The organism is Flavobacterium sp. xlx-214 (genome assembly GCF_013874595.1).
In the GTDB taxonomy this organism is placed as follows: domain Bacteria; phylum Bacteroidota; class Bacteroidia; order Flavobacteriales; family Flavobacteriaceae; genus Flavobacterium.
This window is the reverse complement of record NZ_CP059431.1, coordinates 1,991,355-2,012,693: the sequence shown is the minus strand read 5'-3', so window position 1 is coordinate 2,012,693 and position 21,339 is coordinate 1,991,355. Positions and strand designations below refer to the sequence as shown.

Sequence of the window (21,339 nt, the reverse complement as noted above, 5' to 3'; positions counted from 1 at the left end):
ATAAAAAAGGTTTCTTAATAAATTAAGAAACCTTTTTTATTATTGCCTTTTTAACAACAAATAAATAACCAAAGGAGCTCCTAAAATGGAAGTAACTGCATTAATAGGAAGCATTAATTGATCACCAGGTATTTGACAAATAATATCGCATAATATTAAAATTAATGCACCAATTAGCAAATTTCCAACAAAAAGTACAAAATGATTGGTTGTTTTGTATACCATACGTGTTATATGTGGTACGGCTAAACCTACAAAAGCAATAGGACCAACAAAAGCGGTACAAACAGCTACCAAAATACAAGTAGAAAAAATAATTAAAAACTTTACTTTTTTAATATTAACTCCCACTGTTTTTGCATAGTTTTCACCTAATAACAAACTATTTAAAGGCTTGTTCATTATGAAGGCAATTGTTAACCCAATCATTAAAACAGGAACTATAATAACAATTTGGTTATAAGGTACATTACCTAAACTACCTAAATTCCAAAATGTAAATTTTTGAAGTTCTTCTGCGGTAGACAAATAAGCTAATACACTTACAAAAGCACTAGTAAAACTACTAAACATTAAACCTGCTATAAGTAAAGTTGCCGATTGTTTTAAACGTTGGGAAATTGTTAAAACAATAAGCATTACCAAAGTACTACCGATTAAAGCTGATGCAATAACTGCTGATTGATTTGTAACCAAACTTTGTAAACCAACGGGCAATAAACTTGCACCTAAAATACATATTGCAACTCCTAAACTAGCGCCAGAACTAACTCCTAAAATATAAGGTTCTGCCATGTAGTTTTGAAACAATGTTTGCATCATCATGCCTGCTATTGATAAGGAAATTCCTACAAAAAAAGCAACAATTAACTTAGGTAATCTATATTCTAAAACAATATAAGACCAACTTTCTTTCCCCGCAAATTGATTGGTTAAAATAGCTAAAACATCCTTTACCGGAATTTGAACAGAGCCCACCAATAAGTTTAGCAATGCTGCTACAAGCAATGCTGCAAAAAACAAAAGATGATATTGAGAATATTTAGTAAGCACAATTTATTGTAACGGAGCTATAAAAGTAGGCTGATATCCTTTTAAAATAGTTGGATGCAAAATAGAAATTAAATCTTTTAACACTAAATCGGGTCTGTTTGTAGCATCTTCGTAAAAAATAATGCCACCAGTTGTTCCTTTTTTTAATGAATATGAAAAAATTCTTTTTTGCTTAAAAGCTTCAAATTGTTTGTAATGTTGATTAGCCGCAAGCATTTCTGCGTAAGATGTAAATTGCCCTGGTCCTATCCAAACATCTGCTTGAATTCCTTTATCTAGAACAGATTCTAATGATAATGACAAACTTCCTGTTCCTTTAGAGTCTTTCCAAATATATTGTCCTTTAGCATCTGTAATAAAATCGGCCATCCAACTTTCACCTTGAGGCGCATACCACACATCCTGAAAAATAGCTCCACTTAAAACAGTTGGAACATCAGAAACATGAGCAACAGCACTTTTAGCATTGTTGTATTCTTTCACTATATTATCAAAAAAAGCAGTTGCCTCTTTTTGTTTATTGAACAAAACGCCAAAAAACTTAATCCACTCTGCTTTTCCTAAAGGCGAATTTTCAACCCAATCTGCATTATAAAGTACAGGAATTCCTGCTTTTTCAAACTGATTGAATTTAGCTGTTTCATTATTAATACTTAAACCAACAATAACATCTGGTTTTAAATCAATTGTTTTTTCAAAATTCAAACTTTCATTATCGTTCAATTCTTTAATTTTTCCGTTATCAATTAAATTACGAACAACAGGTGATGATATATAATTTAAATTAGGGAAACCTTTAATTTTATCACTTTCACTCAATGAAACTATTGATGATATATGGGTTGTTGAGGTAACCACTACATTTTGAATAGGCGTTTTAATGAAAGTAAACTGTTGCAAACTATCAGGAATATTTTCTTTAGAATTTGCACAAACATAAGTAAATCCTTTTGTAGCCTCTGGCCAAGGTTTTGTAACCTTCATTACAGTAAAAGTACCGTAATTATGAATTTCCAATCCATTAGCAAAACTTACTTCATTATGAGCCTTAACAACTTTGGTTTCCTCATTTTTTTTACATCCAACAAAAAATAATACAAAGAATACAATACAATAAAAAGGTGTTTTCATAATGATAGATTTGAGGCAAAAGTAATAGATATTCCTTAAAATTCACAAAACCCAACAGAACTTTAATTTGCTAAATTGATAATTTAAACTACATTTGCACTGTTTTAGGTTGCAATATAATGCATTAATAGGGAAATAGGTACGATTTTTTCAATTCCTATGCTGTTCCCGCAACTGTAAGCTTTTTGTTACTAGTAACAATTGTTTTTTAAGCCACTGATTTTTTTGGGAAGGCAAAAACGCAAAGCAAGCCAGGAGACCTGCCTAATGAGTATTAATTATTTTCACCTTCGGGAAAAAAGGTAGACTAATGGGCAAACAAAAAATATATTTCTCGCTTTTTTGCATTCAACTTTCGGTACTATCTTTTGCCCAAGATATTGCGTCTACGCAGTTAGATGTGTTGATTATTGAGCAACATAAAATTTCCAATCAATCAAAATCGCAAACAAATCACGTTTTAAACGATTCTTTGATTACCCATGCAGTTGGATCTTTTACTGATTTTCTTCAAAAAAACACAACACTTTATTTCAAAGAAAATGGGTATGGTATGGTTAGTTCGCCATCGTTTAGAGGAACAACCGCACAGCAAACCAATGTGTTATGGAATGGTATTAAAATCAACTCCTCTCTTTTAGGTCAGACCGATTTTAATTCAACTGCTTTTAAAAGTTATGATAATTTGGTAGTTAAACCAGGAGGTGGCAGTGTTTTGTATGGCAGTGGTGCTATTGGTGGAACCATTCATTTAAACAATCAGTTGCATTTTAACAAAGAATTGGAAAATGAATTTCAGCTAAATTATGGAAGTTTTAACACGCAAGGTGCTCATTATAAAGTTGCTGCTGGAAATGAAAAATGGGCAATAAACGCACATACAGGTTATAACAAAAGCGATAATGACTATGAATGGATTGACAAGGATAGAAAAAATATAAATGGCGCTTTTTACAATGTTGATTTTGGAGCCGAAATAGGTTATAAAATCAATACTAAAAATACGGTTGAATTTTACTCATCAACTTATAATGATGAAAGACACTTTTCGCTGCTTACACCTTATCAAACCAAAACAAAATATAACAACACTTATTACAGAAATTTAGTAAAATGGCATTATAAAACGCACCGTTTTTTAAACACATTTTATGCAGCAAATATTCAAGAAGCGTATACTTATTTTGATCAGCTTCCTACCAATTCACAATCTGGTGGAAAAGCTAATATGTGGTATTTAAAGAACGAAAGTTATTACCTAATTACACAGCAATTAAAAATATCGGGACTTTTAGAATATCAAAAAACAACTGGCGAAGGTGTTCAATCTAGTTTGCCTTATTCTAATCAAGAAATAGCATCGGTTAGTATTTTAGGATCTTATGATTTTAATAATAGTGGATTTGAATTAGGTTTAAAAAACGAAATGGCTAAAGATTATCAAAATCCTTTTTTATTTTCGGCAGGATATTATTTGAATACTGAAAAGTATCAGTTAAAAATAAACACTTCAAAAAATTATCGCATTCCCACTTTTAATGATTTGTATTGGCAACCTGGCGGAAATTTAAACTTAAAGCCTGAAAGTAGTTATCAATTTGATATAAACAATGGTTTTGTATCTAAATTTTTCACAGCAAATGCTTCGGTTTATTACATTGCCATTCAAGACATGATTAGATGGATACCTACAAGTACAGGTTTTTGGGAAGCAAACAATACCAATAAAGTATCGGTTTACGGAGCAGAATTAACTTTAAAAGCAATAAAATATTGGCAAAAGCATTCTGTACAAGCATCGTTAAATTACGGATACACCCAATCAATCAATGAGCATACTAAAAAACAATTAACTTATACCCCTTTGCATAAATTAAACACGCAAATTGTGTATCAGTTTAAAAATTTCAGCATTAACCCATCGTTTTTATTTGTAGACAAAATTTATACGACTGATGCTAATGATGAAAACAGTGCAATGGGTGCTTACGGAATTGTAGATTTAGATATTCAGCAACAATTTTGTTCTAAGAAATTTCCGTTTACAGTTAGTTTAAAAGTCAAAAACATTACCAACACCGTGTATACATCAATGCCAGAACGTTTAATGCCTGGTAGAAATTATCATATTCAATTTATTAAAAAATTTTAACACATGAAAAAATTAATTATTCCCGTTCTTGCCATTGCTAGTTTGTACAGCTGTAGCAATTCTGATGACAATTCTGTTATCACAAATCCTGATGAAAAATATTTAAACGGCGTATTTGTTTCTAATGAAGGTGGCTTTACAAAATCAAACGCATCAGTATCGCACATTAATGGTGATTTAAGTACCATTACCAACGATATTTTTAAAACAGTAAATGGTAAAGGTTTGGGCGATGTAGCACAATCTATGGTTGTTACAGATAAATATGTTTTTGTAGTGGTTAATAACTCTAACACTATAGAAGTAGTTAACAAAAAAACATTTAAAAGTGTTTACACTATTTCTCAAAACTTAAACTCGCCTCGTTACGCGGTAATTAAGAACAATAAGTTATATGTAACTAGTTTAAAAGATGCAAAAGTAAATGTATACAATGCGGAAACTTTTGCTTTTGTAAAAGCAATTGATTTAGATTATACAGCAGAAAATATTGTTGCTACTAATGATTATGTTTATGCAGCAAACGGTTTCTATTCTACAGGAAAATTAGTTGAAGTTATTGATCCTAAAACCGATACAAACACTAAAGATTTAGCATTTGACAATGCAGTAAGTGGTATTACAACAAACGGACAATTTGTGTATGTTTTAGAAAGTAATGATACAGCAAGTAAAATATCTCAAGTTCAAGGTAGTACAATAGGAACATCGGTAGCATTAACACAAGCTAGTGCGCGTAATATTGTAATTGATGGATCAACCATTTATTACACTGCAGCAACAGGTATTTATAAATTAAACAACTCTTTAAGCAGCGCTGGTACTAAGTTATTTGATGTTACTTCAACTGATCAATATTCTTTATTTTATGGTTTCAATGTAATAAACGGAACTATTTTTACTGCTGATGCTAATGGTTTTACAAACAATAGCACAATTACTTTATTTAAAGAAGATGGTACAAAACTAAAAGAGTTTACAGCAGGTATTGCTACCAACGGATTTTATAAATTCTAACCCAATTTAACACTTAAATACAAAAAAACGTTCGGCTTAACACCGAACGTTTTTATATTCTAACTAACTAATTCAAATTTAAAATGATTATTATAAAATAATCATTATGATTGTAAGCTTAGGCTGTACCTAAAAAACCCTTAAATGCTTGAAAACACTATCAACATTAAACCAAGATAGGCTAACAAACACATTACTCCTTTAAGAACCGGACTCATTTCAATAGATTTCATATTGTTTTTTTATTTTTACAATACAAAACTACAGCAGTTACATTATTTGAATATTGTTTAAAGTTTAAGTAATTATTAATCTATTTTTTGAAGAATTTTTAATGATTTAGTTGATTTACAAAATCTTCTTCAGTCCAAATAGGAATTCCAAGTTTTGTTGCTTTCTCTAATTTTGCAGGTCCCATATCGGCACCAGCTACAACAACCGATGTTTTTCCTGTTATAGAACTACCATTTTTACCACCGTAATCTTCAATTTTTTGTTTGATTTCGTCTCGTGAAAATTGTTCAAACTTACCCGAAACAACCATAGTCATTCCTGAAAATTTATCAGATACTTGCGTGCTTTCTTTATGCACAACTTCAAATTGTAAACCAACTGCTTTTAAGCGATTGATTAACATTAAATTCCCTTCGTTCTTAAAAAATGAGCGAACGCTTAATGCAATTTTATCTCCAATCTCGTCTACATTTACTAATTCATTGTAATCGGCTTGCATTAATTGATCAATTGATTGATAATGTTGCGCTAGTTTTTTAGCAACCGTTTCTCCAACAAATCGAATTCCTAAAGCAAACAAAACTCTTTCAAAAGCAATTGTCTTAGACTGCGCAATACCATTAATTAAATTATCTGCCGATTTTTCAGCCATACGCTCTAAAGGCAAAATTTGTTCTTTGGTAAGGTCGTATAAATCAGCATAATTCGTCACAAGTCCATTTTTATAAAGCAATGCAACCGTTTCTCCTCCTAATCCATCAATATTCATTGCTTTTCTACTAATAAAGTGTTCAATTCTACCAATAATTTGCGGAGGACATACGTAAAAATTAGGACAATAATGTTGAGCTTCGCCTTCTTTTCTAACCAATAAAGTAGCACATTCTGGGCAATGAGTGATGTATTTTGTAGGTTCAGAACCATCAGCTCTTTGATTAAAATCAACACCAATAATTTTAGGAATAATCTCCCCTCCTTTTTCAACAAAAACCATATCGTTAACACGAATGTCTAATTTTTCAATTTGATCAGCATTGTGTAACGAAGCCCTCTTAACCACTGTTCCCGCCAATTGTACTGGTTGTAAATTTGCCACAGGCGTAATAGCACCTGTTCTTCCCACCTGATAACTAATGCTTTCTAATTGCGTAACAACTTGCTCTGCTTTAAACTTGTATGCAATTGCCCAACGTGGATTTTTGGCTGTATATCCTAATTCATCCTGCTGATCTAAATCATTTACTTTTATAACCACACCATCAGTTTCATAAGGCAGCGTATGTCTGTGCACATCCCAATAAGAAATAAATGCAAAAACTTCTTCCAAAGAAGTTACTTTTTTTGATTGCGTAGGTACTTTAAAGCCAAAAGATCTAGCAGTTTCTAAAACATGATGTTGTGTTTTAAAAAAACGATTTGCGCCAACAATATTATAAAGCAAACACTCTAACGGACGCTTAGCAACTTCTGCACTATCTTGTAATTTTAAACTACCCGAAGCTGTATTACGAGGGTTGCTGTAAGGTGTTTCACCAATATCAATCAACTCTTGATTCATTTTTTCAAAACCAGCAAAAGGCAAAATAATTTCACCACGTATATCAAACTTGTCAGGAAAATCTCCTTTTAATTTTAAAGGAATTGATTTTATAGTTTTGATATTATTGGTTACATCATCACCCTGAAAACCATCGCCTCTTGTAACTGCTTTTACTAATTTTCCGTTTTCGTAAGTAATTGATATAGAAGCACCATCGTATTTTAACTCACATACATATTCTAACGGCATATTGCCCAAAACTTTTTGTATGCGTTTTTCCCATTCAATCAAATCTTCTTTAGAATAAGAATTTTCTAAAGAATACATACGGTTTTCGTGTGCAATAGTGTTAAAATTCTTGGTTATGGCACCTCCTACTCGTTGTGTTGGCGAATCTTCATCAAAATATTCTGGATGTTTTAGTTCTAACTCTTGTAACTGTTTGAGCTTTTGATCAAACTCAAAATCAGAAATAGTGGCATTGTCCAACACATAATAATCATAATTATGTTGATTTAATGCTGTACGTAATGCTAAAATTTGTTCTAAAACATCCATATATGAACAATTATTTGTTTAAAATTGATTTTATTTGGTGATACAATTCACCCTGACTTAAAATACCTCCTTGTTGAATAATATCAAACAATTCTCCGTTTCGGTCATTTCCAAACTTCTTTGCCCCGTATCTAATCTCAACTGATTCATCTAACAAATGATTACTTAACCATTGTAAACCTTCTTTCTGTAAAAAGTCGACATCTTCAAGCGAAGTTTTTATAACAATTGTATCAATATCAAGATCATCAAACTGAAATAAAAAGATATGATTTTTAGAAAAATGTTCGATGTATTTTGCTGATTTTAAAACTCCTTCCCAAACTAAATCCGAAAAAATATCGATTTCTTGTTCAGCAATTTCAGGTTTATTTACTTTTAATAAATCCCATTCTGATTTATCAATTTGTTGCGATGCCAAAAAATTGGCAAATTCTACATTCAATTCTTCTAACTGTTCTTTAGAAAGTCTAGCGTATTTCATTTTTAAGGCTTTTAACAAAAGTACAATCTTCTGCAATAATAAAAAAGATGATTATTCTTTACATGCCAAATTAAAATCGGCAATTAATTGATGGTTAAAATTAATTTCCTCGTATTCAGCAGTTACAATATTTAAAACAAATAGCATTTTTTGATGACGATCAAAACGATAATGTGCAATATTTGTCATGTGATCAGGATAGCTCTCATGAACAGAAATTTCATAATAATCACCTTTTTCATTTGCATTATCTAAGTTAGGATTAGGAGAAGTCTCTACCGTAAAGCCAAAACCTGTACCTCCGTTTGCAATTATGTTTTCATTTAAACCATCCGTTAACTCTTTAAAATGTTCAGAACTTTTAATGAGTTCAAAGACCATTTCTATGCAATCTTTTGATACTTTATGTAAATCGGTTACTTTTTCTACTTTGGGTAAAGAATCTTTTTTCACCAACTGCTTTTCAACCTTTGTTTCTGTATTTGATGTTTTGTTATTACACGCTGTTAATACAAATAGTAAAGCAAAAAAAGAGATTGTTTGTTTCATTGTTGCATAATCTTTTTTAAAATTAAAAATATGTTTTTAATACTTATATGTTTTGTTGCATCGGATTATTTTTGTAAATTGACTACATAAAATAGTCATCTTTATGAAAAAAATATTATTTCCAACAGATTTTTCTACTACAGCAAATAATGCTTTTATATATGCATTAAATTTAGCAAAAAGTATTGATGCTGAAATTTATGTGTTACATACATTTGAGATGCCTGTTATTTCTACAACTTCAGCAGGTCAGCCCGAACTTATACAAAATGTGTATACTAGTATTGAATTAAACCATTTTGAAAGTTTCAAAAATGAAGTTCCTAAATTAAGAGCCATTGCTGAAAAATTAAATTATTCAAATATAAAGCTTACATTTTTATTTGAAGAAGGTATAATGTTGTCAATATTACGAAAAATAATTCATGAAGAAAATATTGATTTTATTGTAATGGGCACTAATGGAAATTCTGGCTTTGAAAAAAAACTACTTGGATCAAATACAGTTCATGTAATTGAAAATATAGAGATACCTATATTAAGCATTCCTGGTAAAGCTACATTTAAGCGTTTAAATAACTTTGGCTTTGCTACTATGTTAAGAGAAACAGATAAGGCTGGGTTAAATCAAATAATAAAAATTGCATCAGCTTTAAACGCTGATGTTAAAGTTTTGCATGTTATGCGTCAGGAAAATTCTAAAACTCTTGAAACTCTTGAAGAATGGAAAAATCAATTTAATTATCCTAATGTTACATTTCATACTGTTTTAAATGAGCGTTTAGACGATAGTGTTTTCTTTTTTATTGATGACCAATTAATTGACGTAATGTGTATTGTAAAACGCCATCTGAATTTCTTTGAGAAAATTTTTGCAACTAGTCTAAGTAAACAATTATCTTATCATGCTGATGTTCCTGTTTTAGTTTTAAAAGAGAAAAAATCTTGAATATTTTAATTTCTTAAACTTTACAAAGTAGATTATTAACTCTATTTTTGTATAAAAATTTACAAATGAAAAAGAAATTATTATTAGCATTTTGTATTATTACTGGTATAACAAATATGCAAGCTCAAGAATCAGTATCTAACAATACAATTGGAATTCGTTTTAGTTACAATGATGGTGTTGGCCCAGAAGTATCTTATCAAAGATTATTAAATGACACCAATAGATTAGAGCTTGATTTAGGTTGGAGACAAAGCAAACATGTTGATGCTTTTAAGTTGACAGGTCTATATCAATGGTTGTGGAATATAGAAGGAGGTTTTTATTGGTATGCTGGTGTAGGTGCTTCCGTTGGTTCTTGGAAACATAACTATGGTAAATATAATGATTCTGGAGCTATATTTGCTGTTGATGGAAATATAGGATTGGAATATAATTTTGATTTTCCATTACAAGTATTCGTTGATTTTAGACCTGAAGTTTATTTAACAGATTATAATGATAACAATTTTGGACCTGATTTTGGATTAGGTGCTCGATTTAAATTTTAATTAACAAAACGGAATCTTAAAAGATTCCGTTTTTATTTTTGATGAAACTCTAACAATCCATCTAATGGTTTTTGGTAGAACACACCTACTATTAATTGATTCTGAATCAATAACTCTTTAAATTCATCTTGTAATAAATAGGCGGTTGATCCTATAAAATGAACAGGTACTTCTTGATAATTTTTGTATTGTTTAATGTAAAAATCAATAAAAAACTGAATTCGTTCTTTAATCATAACCTGTAAATAGCTGTGATTTTTATGTGTTATTAAAAACGGTAAAAAAGATGCAAGAAATGCATTAGGATTCGGTTTTTTATAAAAATTCTCTTTAATATAATCAGCATCTAAATTATAAGCCTTTTCAAAATGACTTTTTAAATCGGCAGGCATATCATTAAAATAATAAGCTCTTATTAATTGTCGACCAAAATCAACACCACAACAATCATCCATTGCTAAATATCCTAATGAATTAACTGCTTGTATTACTTCCGTTCCATTAAAATAACTACAATTTGAGCCTGTACCATTTATACAAACTATTCCGGGTTGTAAATCTTGACAAGTAGCGTAAACAGCCGCGTATGTATCTTCTAAAATCTCAAAAAAAGTAGCATTAAGAAAAACATTTTGTAATGCCGTTTTCATAATTTCTTTGGAATGCTTGGTGCTACAACCTGAACCGTAAAAATAAATTTCGGTAATGGATGTACGTAAATTAGCAATTTCCTCATTTGCTAATATTCTTTCTATTAAAACACTGGCATCTAAAACTTCGGGATTTAAACCTAAAGTGTTATATATGCCTAAATTATGTTTCTTATCAAAAAGCAACCAATCTGCTTTTGTTGAACCGCTATCTACTACAAACTTCATAAAAAATGTCCGAATTAAATCCGGACACAAAATACGTTATTTTAAATTATTTATATGAACAATTAAGTCTAAAAGTTTAACGGAATAACCATATTCATTATCATACCACGAAACAATTTTAAAAAAAGTATCATTTAAAGCGATTCCTGCTTCGGCATCGATGATGGATGTGCGTGTATCTGATAAAAAATCCTGTGAAACTACTGGCTCTGTTGTAAAACCTAAAATTCCTTTATAAGTTGTTTCAGATGCTTTTTTAAACACTTGCATCAAATGATCATAAGTAGTTGGTTTAGCTAATTTTACGGTTAAATCAACCACTGATACGTTTGGAGTTGGAATACGAAATGCCATTCCGGTTAGTTTTCCTTCTAGCTCAGGAATTACTTTTGTTACCGCTTTTGCTGCTCCTGTACTTGCTGGAATAATGTTATTTAAAGCCGAACGACCACCACGAAAATCTTTTTTAGAAGCACCATCAACCACTAATTGCGAAGCAGTTGCCGCATGAACTGTTGTCATTAATCCTTCAACAATACCAAATTCATCATTCAAGATTTTAGCAATAGGCGCCAAACAATTAGTTGTACAAGAAGCATTTGATAAAATATGATCTTCCTTGGTGATTTTTTCTTCGTTTACACCCATAACAAACATAGGAATATCATCAGAAGGAGATGAAATAACCACTTTTTTAGCACCACCTTGTATATGTAACGCGGCTTTATCCATTGTTTTAAAAACGCCTGAACAATCTGCAACAATTGTTGCGCCTACTTCGTTCCATTTTAATTGTGATGGATCTTTTTCAGATGTTACTCTGATCTTTTTTCCATCAATTACTAAAAAATTTCCATCAATACTGATTTCTTTTTTAAACGTTCCATGAACCGAATCGTATTTTAAAAGATAGGCTAATAAATCAATCTCCATTAAATCGTTTATTGCTACTACTTCAATATCGTTTCTATCAACAGCTTCGCGTAATACCAATCTACCTATTCTACCAAAACCGTTAATTCCTATTTTTACTTTTTCCATAATTTAAATCGATAATATATCTGATATTCTAATTAATTCTTCGTCAATTTTTGCTTTACCTTTAACTGCTTTTTCTAAAGGTGTGTACGCCATTGTATCATTTTGCATACCTATCATTACATTTTTATGACCTTTAAGTAAGGCTTCAACAGCTGCTACACCAGACTGACTAGCTAAAACGCGATCAAAACAACTTGGTGAACCGCCACGCTGAATGTGCCCTATAACCGATACACGTACATCGTACTCAGGTAAATTTTCTTCTACATAATCACTTAACTCAAAAACATTTTTGCCCGACTTTTCTCCTTCAGCAACAATAACAATACAACTTGATTTTCCGGAAGATTTACTGCGCTTTAATTTTTCTAATAATTTAGGTAAACCGATGTTTTCTTCTGGAATTAAAATTTCCTCGGCACCAGCACCAATACCAGAATTCAACGCAATAAAACCAGCATCGCGTCCCATTACTTCAACAAAGAAAATACGCTTGTGAGATGTAGCTGTATCGCGAATTTTATCAACTGCATCAATAACCGTGTTTAATGCGGTATCATAACCCAGCGTATGCGATGTGCCAAAAATATCATTATCAATAGTACCCGGAATACCAATAACAGGCACTCCAAATTCATTTGACAATGCTAAAGCACCTCTAAAACTACCATCGCCGCCAATAACAATTAAGGCATCAATGTTTTGCTGTTTAATATTTTGATACGCTTTTTCACGTCCATCTTTGGTTTCAAATTCTTTAGAACGAGCCGATTTCAAAATGGTACCACCTTTACTAATGATGTACTTTACATCTCGGGGCCCCATATCTTTCATATCATTTTCAATTAAACCCTGAAATCCACGAAACACACCAAAACAAGTAACTTCGTAAAAAGTACAAGCACGTACTACAGCCCTAATTGCTGCGTTCATACCTGGTGCATCACCACCCGAAGTAAGCACAGCAATTTTCTTTATTTTTTGTGTATTCATTTTTAAAGTAATGTTTCTAGTAAATATACAAAAAACGCTCCGTTTTATACCTCTTTTTAAAAATAGAAATTGATTAAATCATCTTTTACATTTAAAAAAATATATGAATAGAAAGTAAATATGAGCATTACCCAAAATACTTTTTTGTTCTTTATTAAAATTTGAAATATTTATATTTTTTACTTTATAACAACTTTTTTAGTAGCTTTGCCTTGATTGGTGATAACCTCTACAAAGTACAACCCTTTTGCGAGCTGACTTACATCAATAACATCTTCACTTGTCGTTTTAACTACCTGACCTAAATTGTTATAAACAGTTACTTGCTCTAAAACCAAATTATTTTCTAAACCAATGTTTAGTATATCTGAGGTTGGGTTTGGATAAATGTTGAAGTTTTGCTGAACAAATTCATTATTTGATAAAACTCCTGAAAGATCATACACACGTACGTGACCTGAATTATTATCAAATCCATCATTACCTGGTGCTCCAATTACTATTTTTTTTCCATCACCTGAAAGAGAAATACTATGACCAAATTGATCATATTCTGCTTCTCCTTTAATATCTTTTCCTTGCTGTATCCATACTCCTGATATATTTTGGTATATCCTAACATGACCTGAAGCTACACCATTAGCATCTTTATTATAAGGAGCTCCAATTGCTACAACACTACCATTAGCAGATAAAGATATGCTAAACCCACTTCTTTCCCCTATATCTTCACCTAAAATATCCTTTCCCTGTTGTACCCACACTCCTGAAATATTCTTAAATATACGTACATGACCAGAACCATTACCTGGTGACCCAATTGCAATAATACTTCCATCTGCAGATAAAGATACACTGCTACCAGAAAGATCATTTGAAACTCCTTCAATATCATTTCCTATTTGTGTCCAAATACCTGATACATTTTTAAATATTCTTACATGTCCAGAATTAACACCATTTGTGCTATTAAACTTGGACCCAATAGCAACAACTTTACCGTCTGCAGATAATGAAATACTATTTTCGCTTCCACTGCGATCATTTGTAGCTTCTCCGTTAATATCTATACCTTGTTGCACCCAAACTCCTGATATATTTTGATATATTCGTACATTCCCCTCTCCATAGTTACTCCCATTACCATTTGGTATACCGATTGCTAATACATTACCATCATTCGATAAAGCTAAACTTGTTCCAAGACTTTCATTCACCCATAAACTTTGATGCTTAACTATTTTTCCTTTTATATCTTGTCCTATTTGATTCCAAGCTGAAAAAATTGAAAAATTTTTATTTTGGTATACACGCACTTGCCCTGCTCCATTAAAATCGTTTCCATTCAATTTAGTTTTTACTCCTATAGCCCCAGTAGCTATAATACTTCCATCAAAAGAAAGTGCTACACTATAACCACATTTATCATCAATATTATCACCAAATAATCTATTTCCTATAGGTTCCCAAAATCCAGTTTTATTTTGATAAACACGCACCTGTCCTGAATTTTTCCCAACACCAATACTGTTCAGAGGTTCTCCAATAGCAATAATTTTACCATTAGCCGAAAAAAATACACTATGACCGCATTCTCCATTTGCTACTTCTCCCTCAATATCCTGCCCAATTTGTACTTGGCTGAATCCTAGAGAAGAAATTAATAAAAAGAAAAGTATTTTTTTATTCATAATAGGTGTTTATTAAGTAAAAAATAAATATAATAAAAAAAGCAGCTTCTTTTCAGAAACTGCTTTGATATTTTAACAAAATATTTATTAAGAATACATTTTTGTGCGTAATTCTTTAATTTTGGGATCATCTAAATATTCATCAAACGTCATGTAACGATCAATAACTCCATTTGGTGTTAATTCTAAAATACGGTTACCAACGGTTTGTGCAAACTCGTGATCGTGTGTTGTAAACAATACCGAACCTTTAAAGTTTTTTAACGAGTTGTTGAATGCAGTGATCGATTCTAAGTCTAAGTGGTTTGTTGGTTCATCTAACATTAAAACATTAGCACGAATCATCATCATACGTGATAACATACAACGTACTTTTTCACCTCCTGATAAAACCGAACCTTTTTTCAATGCTTCTTCGCCTGAAAAAATCATTTTGCCTAAGAAACCACGAACATAAACTTCGTCACGTTCTTCTTCCGTTTTTGCCCATTGGCGTAACCAATCAACCAAAGTTAAATCTTCTGTAAAGAAACTGTGATTATCTGCTGGTAAATACGATTGGTTGGTTGTAATTCCCCACTCAAACGTTCCATTATCGGCTTTTAAATTATCATTCAAAATTTCGTAAAAAGCAGTTGTTGCACGAGAATCTTTAGAGAAAATAACAACTTTATCTCCTTTTGCCATATTGAAATCAACATCTTTAAAAAGAACATCTCCTTCAACAGACGCTGCCAAATCTTTAATATTTAAAATTTGATCACCTGCCTCACGCTCTTGCTCAAAAATAATAGCTGGATAACGACGAGAAGATGGTTTAATTTCGTTCACGTTTAATTTCTCGATCATTTTTTTACGAGAAGTTGCTTGTTTTGATTTTGCAACGTTGGCAGAGAAACGACGAATAAATTCTTCTAATTCGGCTTTTTTCTCTTCGGCTTTTTTGTTTTGTTGTGCACGTTGTTTAGCTGCTAATTGAGAAGATTCATACCAAAACGTATAGTTTCCTGAGAAATGGTTGATTTTTCCAAAATCGATATCTGATATATGTGTACAAACAGCATCTAAAAAGTGACGGTCATGCGATACAACCAAAACCGTATTTTCATAATTCGCCAAAAAGTTCTCTAACCAACCAATGGTTTCAAAATCCAAGTCGTTGGTAGGCTCATCCATTACTAACACATCAGGGTTACCAAATAAAGCCTGCGCTAATAACACACGTACTTTTAATTTAGGCTCTACCTCACTCATCAACGTATAATGCAAATCTTCAGAAATTCCTAAGTTTGATAACATAGAAGCAGCATCAGAATCGGCATTCCAACCGTTCATTTCATCAAATTGTAACTGTAATTCACCAATTCTATCTGCATTTTCATCAGAATAATCAGCATATAAATCGTCCATTTCCTTTTTAACAGCAAACAGCACTTTATTTCCCATTAAAACAGTTTCTAAAACAGTATGCTCATCAAACATATTGTGGTTCTGGTTTAAAACCGACATACGCTTACCTGGTTCTAAAATTACATGACCAGAAGTAGGATCGATATCACCAGCAATAATCTTTAAAAAAGTAGATTTTCCTGCCCCATTTGCACCAATAATTCCGTAGCAATTTCCTTGTGTGAAAGTAGCATTTACTTCATCAAACAAAATGCGTTTTCCAAATTGAACAGATAAATTTGAAACTGTTAACATAATTATATTTTTTTATGAATTGCAAATTTACGAAATATTTATCTAATTTAAGCGGAAACTAACTGCGTACCTATTTAATAAAATACTAAATTTGAAATAACGTAACTTAATTTTGATGAAGATTTTTTGCTCAAAATACTTGATTTTTTTTATAGGCTTAGCTTTATTGATTTCTTGTAAGAAAGAAACACAAAAAACAGCAAATAATTTTAGTGCTTTTCTTGGCGGCACCTTAAACGATACACTTTACAAACACGTTTTTTTATTAAAAAATGATAAAATAATAGACACTCTACCTATAAATAATGGTGTTTTTGGTAAAAAATTCGATTTACTAAACGCTGGTTTATATGCCTTAAAAATAAACAAAGATGTATACACAGTATTTATTGATAAAAACGATAGTTTAAACATTCATTTAAACAAACATCCGTTTCAATCAACTATTTCTTTTACAGGAAAAGGAAGTGAAAAAAATGTTTTTTTAAAGCAATTAGAAGACACTTTAAAAATGGATTGTAACTTTATTTATCAAAAAAAACGTACTGCTTTTAAAACAAGTGCTGATTCTATTCGCGATAATCGTAGGGCTTATTATTTAAGAAAGAAAACTGAATTAGGTTGGAGTAAAGATTTTGATACGTATCCTCAAGCTTTAATTGATTACACTTATTTTTCTTATTTAGAACAGTTTACATTAATTTCAAAAGATAGTTTACCTAATGATTATTTTTCGTTTAGAAATAAAACCGACCTTAATAAAAATGATTTAATTTACTTTAATTCCTATAAAAATTACTTTATTACTTTTTTAGATGTTCAGGCAAAAAAATCGGTTTTTAAAAATATAGAGGAGAAAGAAATCCTTAAATTAAACATTCTAGATTCCATATCAAAAAATGAAAGTATAAAAAACCATGTATCAGCAAAAATGATGTATGATTTTTTTGTAGGAAATCCTAAGAATAATTCAAACGAAAAGTTAGTCAATACATTTAAGAGAATAAATACTGATACAGAGCAAAAAAAGAATATTGAGAGCGTACAAATTCAAATTGACCGTTTAAAGAAAACACAACAATTACCTCAAATAAAACTAACAACTATTGACGGAAACACAGTAACTAGTTTTAAAAACAGTGCTCCAAGTATTATTTTCTTTTGGTCTGTACATAATATACCTTTTTACAATAAAATGATGAAGTATATTAAAGAAAATACACATAAAAAAATCCATTATTATGCAGTAAATATCGATAATACTCCAAATTGGAAAAAATACATTTCAACTAATGATATAAATGTAACGTATTTACAAACTACAAATTTTAATGAAGTAGCAGATAAATGGGGTGTTTTTAATTTAAATCGCTTTATTTTACTGCATCCAAATGGTAATATAAAAGATGCTTTTTATCATTTATAAAATTTTAATAATTAAAAAATAAAAAAACGCATTAAAGTCTTAAAATTTTATTAAATTTAGCTAAAATAAAATTAGTTTAAAACAGGATGTTATTTTAATTTTGGTGTTATGAAAACAATAAACATCATTGGTTCTGGCAACGTAGCTTACCATTTAATTAAAAAAATACAACATTCTACACATTTTAAACTAATGAATGTTGCGGTACGTTCTAAAGAGAAAAATCAGGAATTTATAACAAATGATTTAATGGTAACCAGCATTGCTGCATTGCAACCTGTTGATATTACTATTATTTCGGTTTCTGATGATGCCATTGAACATGTATCGGAACAAATTACCTATACAAATTCTTTAGTGGTGCATACCTCTGGTACTACAAACATGCAAGTTTTAAGTAACAAAAATAAGAAAGGCGTGTTTTATCCTTTGCAAACTTTTTCCAAACAAAAGCAAATCGATTTTACAAAAGTTCCGTTATGTTTAGAAACCGAAAGCAAAGATGACATGCTTTTGCTAAAAGAATTAGCAAATGAACTTTCTAACAATGTGTATGAAATATCATCAGAACAAAGAAAAAGTTTACACGTTTCTGCCGTTTTTGTCAGTAATTTTGTCAATCATATGTATACAATTGGCAATGCAATTTGCGATGAAAATAAAGTACCTTTTGAAATTTTACATCCTTTAATTGAGGAAACCGCTCAAAAAATACAATATTTAAGTCCAAAAGAAGCACAAACAGGACCGGCAATCCGTAGAGATGAAAAAACAATAAAAGCGCATGAGGCTGCTTTAACAAATGAAACCTTTAAAAAAATATATCAACTAATTACCGAATCAATTAAAAATGTCTAAAAGTTATAAAGAGTTAATGAACAATATCAACACCTTTGTTTTTGATGTTGATGGTGTGTTAACCGATGGTACCATCCATGTATTGCAAAATGGAGAATTATTAAGAAATATGAATATTAGAGATGGTTTTGCTATGAAAGCAGCCATTGAAAAAGGATACAATGTTTGTGTTATTTCGGGAGGATCAAGTGAAGGAGTAAGAACACGACTTAGAAATTTAGGCTTATATGATATTCATTTAGGAGTTTCAGATAAAGTAGCTGTTTACCAAGAATATATAGACGTAAACGGAATTAAACCAGAACAAGTTTTGTATATGGGAGATGATTTACCCGATTATTGGGTAATGCAAAAAGTAGGTTTACCTACATGCCCGCAAGATGCTGTTCCAGAAATAAAAAAATTAAGCAAATACATTTCGCACATTAAAGGAGGCAAAGGAGCCGTACGAGATGTAATTGAACAAGTAATGAAAGTGCAAGGCAAATGGCTAGAGCACTTTGAGGCAAAGTTTGATTAACAATTAAATACATAGCTTATGAACGTTTTAAAGAAAGATCAGGTACAAATAATGCTACAAGTACTAGTAGCCACATTACTTTTTCGTTTTGTATTGTTTGAAACACTTGTAAACGATTTAGGACTTTCTAAGCTTAATTTTTTCTTATATCTTATTGCATTAGCTGTTATTATGTACGGAGGCGTTCTCTTGTATCGAATTGTTTTACAAGAGGAGTTTCCTGACAAACATATTCAAAAAAACACTGAGAAAGCATACTATTCTTATTTAGGAGTAAATGTTGTTGGTATTGTGATAAGTTTCTTTGTTTCAAGCGGAATTGAAAAAACCTATTATTTTGGATTCTTTTTAGCATTGGCAGCCATTATATATTTATACATTACTCAATGGCGTAAAATATTGGTTTTTGATAATGTTGTATATGCTTTAATTATTTCTTTTCCCTTTTTTATGTTAGTAATGGCCGATTTGATGCCTTCATTACAAACAATAGAAGTACGTGATCAAAATGATTTAAAAAGTATTCTTTTAAATATATCGCTACAAATAAGTGGTTTGTTGTGGTTATTGTATTTTGTAAAAACCATTTTGATTGATTTAAAGTTTATGGAGTTGGATATCAAGCACAAACGTAAGTCATTAGCTACTTTACATGGGCGCGAAATTGGTGCTAAACGTACAACTTTTTTATCCTTAATTCCTTTAGTTTTAATAATCGTTTTTTGTTTAATTCATTTAAACTTAAGCTACTTAGTAGGCTATGTAGCTGTAGCCGTTATTTTGCCTTATTTGTTTTATTTGTCTAAACTTTGGAAAGCAAAATCAACAGAAGATTTTAACAGTGTAAATAATATTTTAAACATAATCATTTGGTTAACTATATTTTCTATTGTAGTTTTATTTTTTCAATTTAAAATATAATGAATTTAAAAAATAAGTTAGCTTCTTACAACATCATTTTAGCATCAAATTCACCCAGAAGAAAACAATTTTTAACCGATTTAGGTTTAACTTTTAACATACAACCCGCAAATGTTAATGAAGAATATCCTTTGCATTTAAAAGATAAAGATATTGCATTACATATAGCATCATTAAAAGCGGCTGCTTTTGAAAATCCGCAACCAAACGACCTTATAATCACCTGTGATACAATTGTTTGGTTAAACAACCAAGCTTTAGGTAAACCTGAAGATGAAAAGGATGCCATAAAAATGTTACAGGCTTTATCTGGTACAACCCATGAAGTTATTAGTGCTGTTTGTTTAAAAACGGCAACTCAAAATCAGCTTTTTTTCGATAGCACTTTAGTAACATTCAATGAATTATCAAATGATGACATTCGCTATTACGTTACTAATTATCAACCTTTTGATAAAGCAGGTGCATACGGAATTCAAGAATGGATTGGTTTAATAGGTATTGAAAAAATCGATGGATCTTACACCAATGTAGTGGGTATGCCTATGGAGAAATTGTATCATCATTTAAATTTGTTGTAGTATGTTTGAGCACTTTCAATTATCAGATTATTATGGCAAAATTATAGGAACCATTATTTTATTAATTTTAGTCTATATTCTTAGGCTAATTATAAGTAAGCTTGTTCAAAAATTCACTACTTATTCAGTAAAAACGGATAATCGTAGTAAATTAATCATTAAATATTTCAATACTTTTCTCAATATTCTTTTTGTTATTTTCTTAATAATTGTTTGGGGAGTTGATTATACCAACCTATTTAGTTTTGTAGGCGCAGCTTTTACATTTATTGGGGTTGCTTTGTTTGCGCAATGGTCGGTTTTAAGCAACTTTACGGCAGGTGTTATCATGTTTTTTGCTTTTCCGTTTAAAATTGGTGATCGTATTCGTATTCAAGATAAGGATTTTCCTATTGAAGCAGAAATTGATGATATTAAAGCTTTTCATACCATATTAATTACTGCCGAAGCAGAACGTATATCGTATCCTAATAATTTATTCTTACAAAAAGCTGTTGTAATTTTATAA

Annotated in this window: 20 protein-coding genes and 1 riboswitch; of the genes, 10 read left to right on the top strand and 10 right to left on the bottom strand. The window is 30.7% G+C overall.

Annotation, left to right across the window (positions count from 1 at the left end):
- Nucleotides 1-39: 39 nt before the first annotated feature.
- Nucleotides 40-1,053 carry an iron ABC transporter permease gene (locus tag H1R17_RS09495; RefSeq protein ID WP_240453363.1) on the bottom strand — a complete coding sequence of 338 codons (1,014 nt, stop codon included), beginning with the start codon at nt 1,051-1,053 and terminating at the stop codon, nt 40-42.
- A 3-nt stretch (nt 1,054-1,056) separates the two neighbouring features.
- On the bottom strand, nt 1,057-2,184 hold the full coding sequence (locus H1R17_RS09490; protein ID WP_163432601.1) for an ABC transporter substrate-binding protein: 1,128 nt from the start codon (nt 2,182-2,184) through the stop codon (nt 1,057-1,059).
- A gap of 89 nt (nt 2,185-2,273) precedes the next feature.
- Nucleotides 2,274-2,467, top strand: a riboswitch (cobalamin riboswitch).
- 27 nt (nt 2,468-2,494) lie between these two features.
- On the opposite strand from H1R17_RS09490, the gene H1R17_RS09485 reads away from it, so the two are divergent.
- Both H1R17_RS09485 and H1R17_RS09480 read left to right on the top strand, forming a co-directional pair.
- A complete protein-coding gene (locus H1R17_RS09485; protein ID WP_163432600.1) occupies nt 2,495-4,336 on the top strand; it encodes a TonB-dependent receptor in 1,842 nt (613 codons plus the stop codon).
- Between the two features lie 3 nt (nt 4,337-4,339).
- A complete protein-coding gene (locus H1R17_RS09480; protein ID WP_163432599.1) occupies nt 4,340-5,353 on the top strand; it encodes a YncE family protein in 1,014 nt (337 codons plus the stop codon).
- A gap of 331 nt (nt 5,354-5,684) precedes the next feature.
- Here H1R17_RS09480 and ligA read toward each other — a convergent pair whose 3' ends face one another.
- The 3 genes from ligA to H1R17_RS09465 are packed head-to-tail and all read right to left on the bottom strand — an operon-like array spanning nt 5,685 to nt 8,718.
- Nucleotides 5,685-7,685, bottom strand: a complete 2,001-nt coding sequence (ligA, locus tag H1R17_RS09475) for an NAD-dependent DNA ligase LigA (protein WP_163432598.1) — start codon at nt 7,683-7,685, stop codon at nt 5,685-5,687.
- Between the two features lie 10 nt (nt 7,686-7,695).
- Nucleotides 7,696-8,169 (bottom strand): DUF6495 family protein, encoded by a 474-nt coding sequence (locus H1R17_RS09470; RefSeq protein WP_163432597.1) that lies wholly within the window; start codon nt 8,167-8,169, stop codon nt 7,696-7,698.
- A 51-nt stretch (nt 8,170-8,220) separates the two neighbouring features.
- Nucleotides 8,221-8,718, bottom strand: coding sequence for a hypothetical protein (locus tag H1R17_RS09465; RefSeq protein WP_163432596.1), 498 nt, complete (start codon nt 8,716-8,718; stop codon nt 8,221-8,223).
- A gap of 103 nt (nt 8,719-8,821) precedes the next feature.
- Here H1R17_RS09465 and H1R17_RS09460 point away from each other — a divergent pair, with 103 nt between their 5' ends.
- Nucleotides 8,822-9,667 carry a universal stress protein gene (locus H1R17_RS09460; RefSeq protein ID WP_163432595.1) on the top strand — a complete coding sequence of 282 codons (846 nt, stop codon included), beginning with the start codon at nt 8,822-8,824 and terminating at the stop codon, nt 9,665-9,667.
- Between the two features lie 65 nt (nt 9,668-9,732).
- Entirely contained in the window at nt 9,733-10,218 is a 486-nt protein-coding gene (locus H1R17_RS09455) for a hypothetical protein (RefSeq protein WP_163432594.1), read from the top strand.
- Between the two features lie 32 nt (nt 10,219-10,250).
- Here the strand turns inward: H1R17_RS09455 and H1R17_RS09450 are convergent, their stop codons facing one another.
- From H1R17_RS09450 to H1R17_RS09430, 5 genes are all read right to left on the bottom strand, one after another.
- Nucleotides 10,251-11,096 (bottom strand): N-acetylglucosamine kinase, encoded by an 846-nt coding sequence (locus H1R17_RS09450; protein ID WP_163432593.1) that lies wholly within the window; start codon nt 11,094-11,096, stop codon nt 10,251-10,253.
- A gap of 36 nt (nt 11,097-11,132) precedes the next feature.
- Nucleotides 11,133-12,137 (bottom strand): type I glyceraldehyde-3-phosphate dehydrogenase, encoded by a 1,005-nt coding sequence (gene gap / locus H1R17_RS09445; RefSeq protein WP_163432592.1) that lies wholly within the window; start codon nt 12,135-12,137, stop codon nt 11,133-11,135.
- Nucleotides 12,138-12,140: 3 nt separating this feature from the next.
- Nucleotides 12,141-13,130: a 6-phosphofructokinase gene (gene pfkA, locus H1R17_RS09440; protein ID WP_163432591.1), complete on the bottom strand. Its 990-nt coding sequence runs from the start codon at nt 13,128-13,130 to the stop codon at nt 12,141-12,143.
- A gap of 179 nt (nt 13,131-13,309) precedes the next feature.
- Complete coding sequence (locus H1R17_RS09435; RefSeq protein ID WP_163432590.1) at nt 13,310-14,821, bottom strand: T9SS type A sorting domain-containing protein; 1,512 nt, start codon at nt 14,819-14,821, stop codon at nt 13,310-13,312.
- 87 nt (nt 14,822-14,908) lie between these two features.
- The gene (locus H1R17_RS09430; protein ID WP_163432589.1) at nt 14,909-16,525 is read right to left on the bottom strand and encodes an ABC-F family ATP-binding cassette domain-containing protein; all 1,617 of its coding nucleotides are present in this window, start codon (nt 16,523-16,525) and stop codon (nt 14,909-14,911) included.
- A gap of 139 nt (nt 16,526-16,664) precedes the next feature.
- Here H1R17_RS09430 and H1R17_RS09425 point away from each other — a divergent pair, with 139 nt between their 5' ends.
- From H1R17_RS09425 to H1R17_RS09400, 6 genes are all read left to right on the top strand, one after another.
- Nucleotides 16,665-17,951: a peroxiredoxin gene (locus H1R17_RS09425; protein WP_163432588.1), complete on the top strand. Its 1,287-nt coding sequence runs from the start codon at nt 16,665-16,667 to the stop codon at nt 17,949-17,951.
- 108 nt (nt 17,952-18,059) lie between these two features.
- Nucleotides 18,060-18,809 carry a Rossmann-like and DUF2520 domain-containing protein gene (locus H1R17_RS09420; protein WP_163432587.1) on the top strand — a complete coding sequence of 250 codons (750 nt, stop codon included), beginning with the start codon at nt 18,060-18,062 and terminating at the stop codon, nt 18,807-18,809.
- On the top strand, nt 18,802-19,329 hold the full coding sequence (locus tag H1R17_RS09415; protein ID WP_163432586.1) for an HAD family hydrolase: 528 nt from the start codon (nt 18,802-18,804) through the stop codon (nt 19,327-19,329). The genes H1R17_RS09420 and H1R17_RS09415 overlap by 8 nt, the downstream gene beginning before the upstream one ends.
- Before the next feature lie 18 nt (nt 19,330-19,347).
- Nucleotides 19,348-20,250 (top strand): hypothetical protein, encoded by a 903-nt coding sequence (locus H1R17_RS09410; protein WP_163432585.1) that lies wholly within the window; start codon nt 19,348-19,350, stop codon nt 20,248-20,250.
- Complete coding sequence (locus H1R17_RS09405; protein WP_163432584.1) at nt 20,250-20,831, top strand: Maf family nucleotide pyrophosphatase; 582 nt, start codon at nt 20,250-20,252, stop codon at nt 20,829-20,831. Before H1R17_RS09410 ends, H1R17_RS09405 begins: the two co-directional genes overlap by 1 nt.
- Before the next feature lies 1 nt (nt 20,832).
- Nucleotides 20,833-21,339: a mechanosensitive ion channel domain-containing protein gene (locus tag H1R17_RS09400; protein ID WP_163432583.1), complete on the top strand. Its 507-nt coding sequence runs from the start codon at nt 20,833-20,835 to the stop codon at nt 21,337-21,339.